Genomic DNA, 9,464 nt, shown 5'->3' with positions numbered 1-9,464 from the left:
TCTCCCTCAAAACAAGCTCCAGGGCGTCAGAACCACAGTATGCAGGAATTATTTCATAATCGGCAATAAGATAAGCCTGGAGTAACTCTACGTTCATTGGTTCATCGTCTACTACGAGTATCCGGGGTCTGGGAGATGGAGACATATCTTAATTATTTAAAGCATCCGCAGGTTCAAATCGGACACTCTATGGTAACTGGATAACAGGAACTGTATATAACTTTATAGTAATTATAGATATCTGTATAAATATTCAGAAATGATTAAAATAGATATTTAAATGAAGAAGCCACGTACTCGCAAATCCCTTGTGCAGATAATGGAATAATGCTTTACAGGACATGAATAACCCGAGTCACTCATCATTATAAGAATGATGATATCGCTATGCTCAGACATGTTTATATAGAGGGGAGAGAATTCTGCAATATTCATCCATGCTGCACAAATCAGGGTATGTACAATTGTAATCTGGACAGGAACCTGTCATCAGCATCGGATGAAGGCTAACAGGTAACGGAGTATGAGCGGACCGGGGGGTCCATGTCATTATTCGGAGAAAGAATCTGCAACTAATAGCGAAAGCTATATGCATTATATTGATAGTGTCATTCAATGTCGCTTCAACTGGATATATTTCTGGTGGACCGGTCACAGATGCTTCCATCCAGAGCGGTCCCATATATGAAGGAAGGAACGGGACAGTCCTGAATGTGCCTTACTATAACCAGGGTGATACCAGTTGGTGTCTCTACTATTGTCTTGCCATGATGTCCGATTACAATAACCGTCATCTGGATCATTGGAAAATTGCATTGCATTTCAATTCGGGCAATAATGAGACTTTTGCGGGTCAGTACAATCCTTTTGACCATGCGCTTGAGGAATACTTAAGGAAGAATCAGTTCCTTGAAATCAAAAAGACGGTATGGGGCAATGGCCTTAAAACCATCGATATTGAGCAATTCAATTCAATGGTAAGAAGCAACATAGACAGAGGGCAGCCAGTACTAATGGCTTTTCAGTATTCTACTCCCGGATACGCAAAGAAGGGTCATGCCCTCCTGGCAGTTGGATACAATGAAGAATTCATATATCTCACTGATCCAAGCGGAGCTATCACTGAAGGTCTCTTTGGAGCAGTGGGCGGATATATCGCCGTACCCATACGATGGGAAGATTTCAACGAAAAGCTGGCTGGCAATATAATGCCCACAAACATGGCATTCACTATTGAGATGCTTGAAGATGCGCCCGTCAGCACTCCTGCAGGATCAATATATATGACAGATTACAGCAATCATGGATACAGTTGCCTCACTTTTGTGAACAGGACCAACATGAAGGATATCGGCTTGCTGCGTTTTGACGGTAAGTATGGAAAAGGATACTACATAGCCCGGGGATCAGACCTGATAGCAGAGCGTGAACCAACTCCAAATGACACGATGTCGGTTTATTTCACCGTGGCAAATCCTTCACCGGAAGAAAAGGATTATATCGTTCTGAGCGAGGTCATTGGAAAGCACACAGGGGACAAACTGGAATGCTTCCGTTTCCCCATAGATATAACGGTCCCCCCATATAGTGAAGTCTCAAAAGGAGTTAATTACTCCAATCATCTTGGGACCATATCTGCCGGCACTTATTCTATTGTAGTGACCCTGCTGGACAGCGACATGCAGAGGATTGGCTCAACATCCATAGATGTGAGCATGTCTTAAAGAATACACAATTCTAAAGGACAGACAGCAATGCAAGCAAAAGTCCGATGAGCACGAACAATGATACTATAATGAAAGATATTTTCCTATGCCTTGCTTCCTCCGGTGTCAGCGGTGTAGCATCCATACCATACATTTTCTCAAATATATGACCTGCTGCCAGCCCAAGACCTGCGCCAATGGCCGGCCCCATACCGACAAGGGCTCTGCTATCAAAAGCAACTGCAAGGACCATTCCCAGTAGTACACCGAAAATGAGCCCGATACCTATCCAGATTCCCCTCCAGCGCCCCGGAGGGAACCTGCTATTTACTTTTGCCTGTTGCCTGAATACAAAGGCAATAACCATGCCCATAAATAGAAAGATCACTGCGACTGACGCAACCATGAATAAGAGGACCATGTATAGCACTGGCCCGGTTATCATTTAAGTCTTTTTATCATAGTAGCGCCTGAACGAAGATCTTCAAAACAGGCCATATAAATGGACCGTTGTGGTGCCTGATACTCCCATACATAGGTATTAATCACCACAGGCAATATACAGCCGATAAACAATAAAAAACAATACAGACAGGATACTATGATAGGTTACATCGCAGGGACACTCACAACGATAGCTTTTGCTCCTCAACTCATCAAAGCAATTAAGACAAAGTCTACCAAGGACATATCCTTGATGATGCTTCTATGCTCCACCACGGGCATGACATTCTGGCTGGTACATGGATTGATGATCAACGACCCTGCACTTATTGCAGCTAACAGCATTTCAGTGACTCTTGCATCCGCTTTGCTGTTTTACAAGGTCAAGCAGGATCATATAATCTCATAATGGATTATTTCTGTTGCTCGCTGCAAGCAGATAGAATTAACCATCTTTCCCGATTGCATCTACCGGGCAGCTGGTCATCGCATCGTCGCTGGCTGCTATTTCCTCATCGTTTTCCGGCTGCTTATAAACGTAGGCATGTGTGCCGTCATCTGTCATCATAAAATTTCCAGGAGCAGCGTCCACGCATAGTTCGCAGGCAATGCATTCCTCATCCACATAATATGGGCCCGGAATAGTTTCGGGCACTTTATTGGTCTTATCAGCCATTATTTTACTCCCATGTAAGAACGTCAAAAATAGTTTTAACCCAATTGGATAAGTCTTTTTCGATAACAATGTTTTCTGAAAGAATCGAGGATGCATGAACATGAATCATAGTGTAATACAGGGCAGACTTTTAAGTTTCCGGATAAAGAACATATTTAGCATAAAGTAATTAAAGTTCGAAATATTGATACCAAAATATGCAACATACGAATAAAAAGACTTATAACTTACAATTACCATACAACTATGATAAGGGGGTATTAATGCTAAAAGCATTAGAAAGATGTGCAACACTGATAGGTATTCTATTTGCCTTCGGATGCACGGATGGGGGGCAATAATGTAAATGAATATAACATGGGAGTAGATTACAGATGATAAAGGAGCTGCTATCGTTTGTGACCACGGTCCGATAAAGGCTCATTTCATATATACTACTTTCAACTGAACAGATGCCTATTCAGTTCATCTGCGATAGGAGATCGGGTGAAAGATGACAAAGTTACACAATATATAAACTGGGGGTTAATTTATGCGAAAAGGATTAATAATATCATTTGCTGTCCTGCTGGTTGCTTTCTTTGCAATCGGTTGTACAGACACAGGTACCGACGACGGAGTAAATGACACGGTTGTTGTACCTCCTACAGACGATCAAACAACTGAGCCTACAGAGCCTACTACAGATGATCAACAGACTGATGACGATGTCATTGACACTACAGAGGTAATGGTTAATGAAGACGGATTCGATCCGGAAACCATAAGGGTCATGATAGGAGACACCGTAACGTGGACAAACACTGGTCAGGATGATGTCACGATTACATCGGATGATGATTTCTTCAATTCTGGCATACTCGGTCCGGGAGAGTCATTCAGTTACATATTCGATGTAGCAGGAACCTTTGATTACAGTTCCGAAGAGGACTTCTTCACATCAGGTACAGTAATAGTGGAGCCTGGAATGGAAGATGGCACAGAGGCTGATAATCAGACAGTCACTCAAACAACTGTCCCGGCAGACAATGAAACCAACATAACTGCTGAAGACAGAGGTTTTGAAACCACTGGAGAGGGAGATATAATAGTAGAGAGCGACCAGCCAGCTACTAATACAACCATTACACCGGATGAGGAAGACAACGATACTCTCTGAGTTGTAAGAACTTAAAAGATGGGGAGGTTATGCCTCCTACTATCTTATTTGCTCTTTTAGAGATTAGGTTTTAACCAAACTGCGCGAGCTCTTAAAAAAAGTTGTTTTTAGTTTTTGTTAAGAACATCTTATCCTAGATGCAAGCTCTTTCCCAAGCCGGGCTATGTTTGCAAAGTCCTCATCCGAAGCGGGGCCGTTTATTTCTATTGCGCCTACCACTTCTATCTTTGTTGGCTTGAGCATTTCAGAGAGCTGCCTGACAGCACCTCCTCCCCAGCCATAAGAGCTGAGTGCTACCCCATATTTCAGAGGTGGCTTGAGGATCTTCACCAGGTGAGTGGCATAGACTGCAAGCGGATGCATCTCTCCCAGGACAGTGGGAGTACCAAGCACGATTGCCCTGGAATCCACAAGCTCCCGGGCGATGTCACCTATATCGGAATTGAGCAGGTTGAAGTAATTTATCTGTATTCCTTCGGACATAAGGGTTTCAGCCATTGACCTGACAATTGCTTCCGTGGCACCCCACATGCTTACATACACAAGAATAGCCTTTTTCTGAGTTTTCCCTGCAGTCCATATATGGTACATTCCAAGTATCCTTTCCGGATTCCTATATATGGGCCCATGGCTTGGAGCTATAACAGCAATATCCATGTCTTTGATCTTTTCGAGAGCCTGTGCACCTTTTGCTTTAAAGGGCATCATTATTTCCCCGAAATACCTTTTAGCCACTGATATAAGGTCTTCTACCTCGTCATCATAGAATCCGGCTGCTGTGTGCGCGCCAAAGTAATCACATGAGAACAGTATCCGGTTCTCCTGCACATAGGTGAACATCGTTTCAGGCCAGTGCAGCCATGGGGCTTCTATGAAGCGCAGTGTTTTGCCACCAAGCTCCAGCGTGTCACCATTTTTTACAATCACAAGCCTTTGCTCGGGTACTTTATAGAACACCTGAGCCATTTTGGCTCCTTTCTGTGTGGTTACAAGCTTGGCCTCGCTGGAAATATCCATTACAGTCTTTATGGCATTGGCATGGTCAGGCTCTGCATGATTCATAATCACAAAATCCAGGGCTTCCACATCAATAAGACTGTGCAGTTTTTCCATGAGCTCACCCTCAAAACCAGGATTTACGCTGTCTATAAGGGCAGTTCCCCTGTCCCCCTTGACCAGATAAGCATTATAGCTTGTGCCATCAGGCAGTGGTATTAAAGCGTCGAACATGCGCCTGTTCCAGTCCTTTGAGCCAACCCAGAAGATATTATCAGAGATTTCCGGTGTGTAGTAATCCATTATCTTTCATCCCCCTACGTAAAATTGCGTAGAACAAGACCATGCTTTAATGAATCCTGCCACTAGCATGTGCTCATTACATACGGCCCCGTTCCCCATATAACATTAGAGTGAAGGATACTTAAGTGATTTGCAGAGATACCGGGCCATCATATTACAACTTCGCACATATGCTTTTCTGGAGACACTGGAACAGGCATGGCAACCTCATGCACATCAAAATCTGTGGATGCCTGCTGCTTCCAGACAATATTCCCGGGGATTCCCAGGGCTGCGCATTATGCCCGGGAGGAGCCATTATTGAGTAACTTATAGGTTCGGTTATATCCTGCATATGTTACTCAACCCCCATATACGGTGTTTCTGAGCAATGTTCTTATTATTCCGGCATTGCTTTGAAGGCAACCACAAATTAAAAGCACCGGTGAATTTCAACAAGGAAACAGTTAAATAAAATCATTTTATAGTATTCCACATAGGTCTACGCGCGGGGGAGCTGGATCTATATTAAGAATAGGATTCTCTAGCAATAGAGACTATATAAACGAAGATGTAGAGAGCATCAACTATCTGATGCGACTCTTCTAGAACTTGAACACCTAATGAAGAAAGGAGGGGGACAATACTATGTGTTTTTGGGTTAGATTCTGGGAGGATGAAAACAATAAGGTATTGAGGGAAGTACCTGTGCATGCAGAAACAACAAACGAAGCTAAGAATATATTCCAGCATGATTTTCCTGATGTGAGCCATTTCGAGTTGAGAACACCTTAGTTGAACAGAGACTGCAATCCCCCTTTCAATTTATTGATCACGATAACCGGCAATGTTACAGAGAGAGCTTTTAGGTTTGATTTGGTTTTGATTTAGTCGTCTTTATATGTCCTTTTGCATCCAGACAATATCAAAAAACATTCCGTTCTTTTTTCCTGCATTCCGGAACCTGCCACACTGCATGAAGCCATGTTTTAAGTGAAAGCGAATGCTTCCGTCATTGAGAGAAGATATGCCTGCCAGAATGCATGATACTCCACGTTCTTTTCCGCCCGCCTCAAGGCACTCAAGGATACGAGAACCAAGCCCGTTGCCTGTTAGCTCCGGCTGTAGGAAATAGCTTGCCTCAGCTGTGTGAGAGAAGGAAGGCATAGGATTGTAGGAGCGAAGCATTCCTAAACTTTATCTAAAACAGGAAAAATTACTTATTACTAGAACATTATAAATAAAATACGACAATTCAGATTCACTTTTAAAGTAGAAACCACATATATCAAGTATACACAAAAAGTGTAACGTAAAGGGGAGTATTAGATGGGATTAGAAGACATCATGAAAGAAATTGCCAGAGAGACTGAAAGTATCGTAGACACGAAAACACTTGTGGGAGATCCTGTAACTTCAGCCGGGAAAACCGTGATGCCGATAATCAGAGTTTCTGCCGGCTTTGGAAGTGCCGGAGGGGAACGTGACAAGCATACAGGCCAGATGGGATTTGTGGCCGGAGGCTATGCAGGTGTGAATATGGAGCCTATTGGGTTTGTTGTAATATCCAAGGACGACGTCCGCCTGCTGACAGTAAAGGGAAGACATACATTCAGCCGCATAGTGGATATGGTACCAGAGGTAATAAGCAGGGTAAAAGAAGGCAGTGAAGTATTAGAGAGGGAAAAAGAGGAGAGTGAAAGCTCCGGCAGGAGTGACCGGACATCCGAAGAGAAGGAAAGGTTTTCCGATGAAAGTCACAGAGAATTCAGCAGCAGATCCATGCCGGAAGGAGGAGCCGGGGGAGGCAGCCAGGCCACGGCAGGAAGGGTAGGGGCTGAACCGTCCCGCTCCAGAAAGAAAGGTCCTGTGCCTGAAGAAGAGTCTTAATAATCGACCAGATGCGGCCAGTCCTGTACTGGCCGCACGAAAGAAAGGCTGTATACTGCAGACAGTATATAGTGAAGACAAGATGTGTTACTGATATTTGCATTTTCGAATGGATTAGAATCTGGGTAAGGGACATAATTGCCTGACACTTATGATATGGTCATATTCTGGGCCGTCATTATGGCCCGTTTCTTCCTGCCGCTTGCTATTCCGCGGTATCCGCTTCCGGGAGTGATAGGCTCCTTGATACTGGACACTATTGACCAGACGATATTCCAGCTATTCACTTCATTGCCACTTGAAGGATACCAGAGCTATGACAAGGCTCTTGACATATATTACCTGACCATTACATACCTTTCTACAATGCGCAACTGGACCAACGACTATGCATTTGGAATAAGCCGGTTCCTTTTCTATTATCGGCTTGTGGGTGTAGTGCTGTTCGAATTAACACAGGTACGAACATTGTTGCTTCTTTTTCCCAACACGTTTGAATATTTCTTTATCTTCTACGAAGCGGTGCGCCTTAAGTGGAATCCGGTATCATTGACAAAGAAGCAGGTGCTGACTGCCACTGCTTTGATATGGATATTAATCAAACTACCTCAGGAATACTGGATACACGTAGCCCAGCTGGACACTACCGACCTGATAAAGGCATACCCCCCATTCGCACTTGTACTGGTTGCCTGGGCTGCACTTATTGTGGTAGCAGCATTTTGGATATTGAAAGGACTGCCTCATGCAAGAGATGGATTTGCCCTTGCTGCAGACCCCATTCCGGAGAACCTTGATCAGAGAGAAGCGGAAGGAAGAGAAAAGAGATTTTTTGACAGTGCCCTGCGAGAGAAGATCATATTTGTGTCCTTGCTGGGTATTATTTTTGCAAGTATGCTTCCCGGGGTACGTGCCACCAGTCTCCAGATAACCATCGCTGTGGCCTTTATCATCATCGTGAACACCGCACTGAGCCAATGGATCGCCCGGCATGGGACAAAATGGAGTTCTCTTTTCAGGGAATTTGCCTTTATGTCAGTTGCCAACCTGATAACTGTCCTTGTATATTTCTTACTGCTGAGCAGGTACGAAGGTTCCATCAATCTTGCCAATACGCTCTTCTTCATATTGTTACTGACACTTAATGTGACACTATATGATAGGTATAGGCGTGTGTATTTACAACGGCAGCTCATGTGACCTTTCTAATTTCAAAGGAAATATACAATTGGGTCAAATGAATAGAGATAAATAAGAACATACATAAACTTAGTACCGGGAAGGGGACAGGCCTATGCGCAGGCCATACATTGGCACAATTTGCCCGGCTAACCAAAAGTGCGTATAAGAGTTGAAACTGTCCAGTTCCTACTCTGTTGAGTAGTAAAGGGGGAATTTGATGGACAAAATATACGATATATTGAAGCAAGAGCATGTAAAGGTCATGCAATTGTTCGATGAAGCGATCAGTAAGGAATCCAAAGACGTTTTCATGCAGCTTAAATCTGAACTGGACATACATATGGAAGGGGAAGAGAAATTATACTATCCGCAGCTTGAGAACAAAAAGGAAGCTACAGAGGTTGCTCTTGAAGGTTATGAGGAGCACCATGTAGCCAAATTATTGCTGTCCGAGATAGAGAAGACTCCTGTAGACGATAAAAGATGGGTTGCTAAAATGAAAGTCTTAAAAGAGACAGTTGAGCACCATGTTAAAGAGGAAGAGTCTGAGATATTTGAGAAGTCCCGCAGTGTGCTGAGTGATTCCCAGGCGGAGGAGATTGGAAGCAAGTACATGGAGTTCAAGCAGGAACAAAGTGGATAAAGAGATATCAGGTGTTCTGGCAGGTAAGCAAGAAAAACTTACTTATATTTTTTTCCATAAGAATGTTTTCTGCAACCAAGAGTGCTCACTTAGAACAAAGAGTTTTTTTGACTCTTACAAACCGAATTCCATAAGACAACAAGGATAAAGGTATCACAGGAATTCTTGCTCAAGTACGATGCAGTTAGTATTACTTTCAGGAGTAATATTTTTTAAAATAATAAGCATTATATATTGGGAAGTATATTATTTTACTGCATTTAAAGCTACAGGTGATAGCTTGATAAAAAAATTTAAAAGTACACGCAGTAAGATTTTTTGTATCCTTTTATTTTTATCGTTAGTTGTACTTTTCATAAGTCTCGTATATTCTGCCGAGTCCAGAGAAAATGATCCAGCAGACATTAGACCTAAATTCAATGTGTACAAGATATCCGGTTCGCCTGCAATCCTGATCGATAATCCTTCAGCCCGTGATCCTACCTG

12 protein-coding genes are annotated in these 9,464 nt (G+C 43.1%); 7 read left to right on the top strand and 5 right to left on the bottom strand.

Going from position 1 to position 9,464, the window contains the following annotated elements:
- Positions 1 to 605: 605 nt before the first annotated feature.
- Complete coding sequence (locus Q8J68_RS02510) at positions 606 to 1,724, top strand: C39 family peptidase (RefSeq protein ID WP_305309982.1); 1,119 nt, start codon at positions 606 to 608, stop codon at positions 1,722 to 1,724.
- A gap of 13 nt (positions 1,725 to 1,737) precedes the next feature.
- On the opposite strand, the gene Q8J68_RS02505 is transcribed toward Q8J68_RS02510, so the two are convergent.
- Positions 1,738 to 2,127: a hypothetical protein gene (locus Q8J68_RS02505; protein ID WP_305309981.1), complete on the bottom strand. Its 390-nt coding sequence runs from the start codon at positions 2,125 to 2,127 to the stop codon at positions 1,738 to 1,740.
- Between the two features lie 180 nt (positions 2,128 to 2,307).
- On the opposite strand from Q8J68_RS02505, the gene Q8J68_RS02500 reads away from it, so the two are divergent.
- On the top strand, positions 2,308 to 2,559 hold the full coding sequence (locus tag Q8J68_RS02500; protein ID WP_305309980.1) for a SemiSWEET transporter: 252 nt from the start codon (positions 2,308 to 2,310) through the stop codon (positions 2,557 to 2,559).
- Positions 2,560 to 2,595: 36 nt separating this feature from the next.
- On the opposite strand, the gene Q8J68_RS02495 is transcribed toward Q8J68_RS02500, so the two are convergent.
- Positions 2,596 to 2,826, bottom strand: a complete 231-nt coding sequence (locus tag Q8J68_RS02495; RefSeq protein WP_305309979.1) for a ferredoxin — start codon at positions 2,824 to 2,826, stop codon at positions 2,596 to 2,598.
- Between the two features lie 532 nt (positions 2,827 to 3,358).
- On the opposite strand from Q8J68_RS02495, the gene Q8J68_RS02490 reads away from it, so the two are divergent.
- Positions 3,359 to 3,985: a cupredoxin domain-containing protein gene (locus Q8J68_RS02490; protein ID WP_305309978.1), complete on the top strand. Its 627-nt coding sequence runs from the start codon at positions 3,359 to 3,361 to the stop codon at positions 3,983 to 3,985.
- A 117-nt stretch (positions 3,986 to 4,102) separates the two neighbouring features.
- Here the strand turns inward: Q8J68_RS02490 and Q8J68_RS02485 are convergent, their stop codons facing one another.
- Positions 4,103 to 5,284, bottom strand: a complete 1,182-nt coding sequence (locus Q8J68_RS02485) for an FprA family A-type flavoprotein (protein ID WP_305309977.1) — start codon at positions 5,282 to 5,284, stop codon at positions 4,103 to 4,105.
- Between the two features lie 627 nt (positions 5,285 to 5,911).
- Between Q8J68_RS02485 and Q8J68_RS02480 the strand changes: the two genes are divergently transcribed.
- A complete protein-coding gene (locus Q8J68_RS02480) occupies positions 5,912 to 6,058 on the top strand; it encodes a hypothetical protein (RefSeq protein WP_305309976.1) in 147 nt (48 codons plus the stop codon).
- A 102-nt stretch (positions 6,059 to 6,160) separates the two neighbouring features.
- Here the strand turns inward: Q8J68_RS02480 and Q8J68_RS02475 are convergent, their stop codons facing one another.
- Positions 6,161 to 6,451 (bottom strand): N-acetyltransferase family protein, encoded by a 291-nt coding sequence (locus Q8J68_RS02475; protein WP_370867587.1) that lies wholly within the window; start codon positions 6,449 to 6,451, stop codon positions 6,161 to 6,163.
- Between the two features lie 141 nt (positions 6,452 to 6,592).
- On the opposite strand from Q8J68_RS02475, the gene Q8J68_RS02470 reads away from it, so the two are divergent.
- The 3 genes from Q8J68_RS02470 to Q8J68_RS02460 all read left to right on the top strand — a co-directional run bounded on the left by Q8J68_RS02470 (position 6,593) and on the right by Q8J68_RS02460 (position 8,978).
- On the top strand, positions 6,593 to 7,153 hold the full coding sequence (locus Q8J68_RS02470; protein WP_305309974.1) for a GerW family sporulation protein: 561 nt from the start codon (positions 6,593 to 6,595) through the stop codon (positions 7,151 to 7,153).
- Between the two features lie 138 nt (positions 7,154 to 7,291).
- Complete coding sequence (locus Q8J68_RS02465) at positions 7,292 to 8,353, top strand: hypothetical protein (RefSeq protein ID WP_305309973.1); 1,062 nt, start codon at positions 7,292 to 7,294, stop codon at positions 8,351 to 8,353.
- Positions 8,354 to 8,552: 199 nt separating this feature from the next.
- Positions 8,553 to 8,978, top strand: a complete 426-nt coding sequence (locus Q8J68_RS02460) for a hemerythrin domain-containing protein (RefSeq protein WP_305309972.1) — start codon at positions 8,553 to 8,555, stop codon at positions 8,976 to 8,978.
- Positions 8,979 to 9,224: 246 nt separating this feature from the next.
- On the opposite strand, the gene Q8J68_RS02455 is transcribed toward Q8J68_RS02460, so the two are convergent.
- Positions 9,225 to 9,464 (bottom strand): hypothetical protein (locus tag Q8J68_RS02455; protein ID WP_305309971.1); only part of this gene is annotated, 240 nt, incomplete at its 5' end.

The sequence above is a fragment of the Methanolobus sp. genome (genome assembly GCF_030682845.1).
Lineage (GTDB): Archaea > Halobacteriota > Methanosarcinia > Methanosarcinales > Methanosarcinaceae > Methanolobus.
Note: the sequence above shows the minus strand (reverse complement) of the source record. Positions and strands in the feature narration are given on the sequence as shown.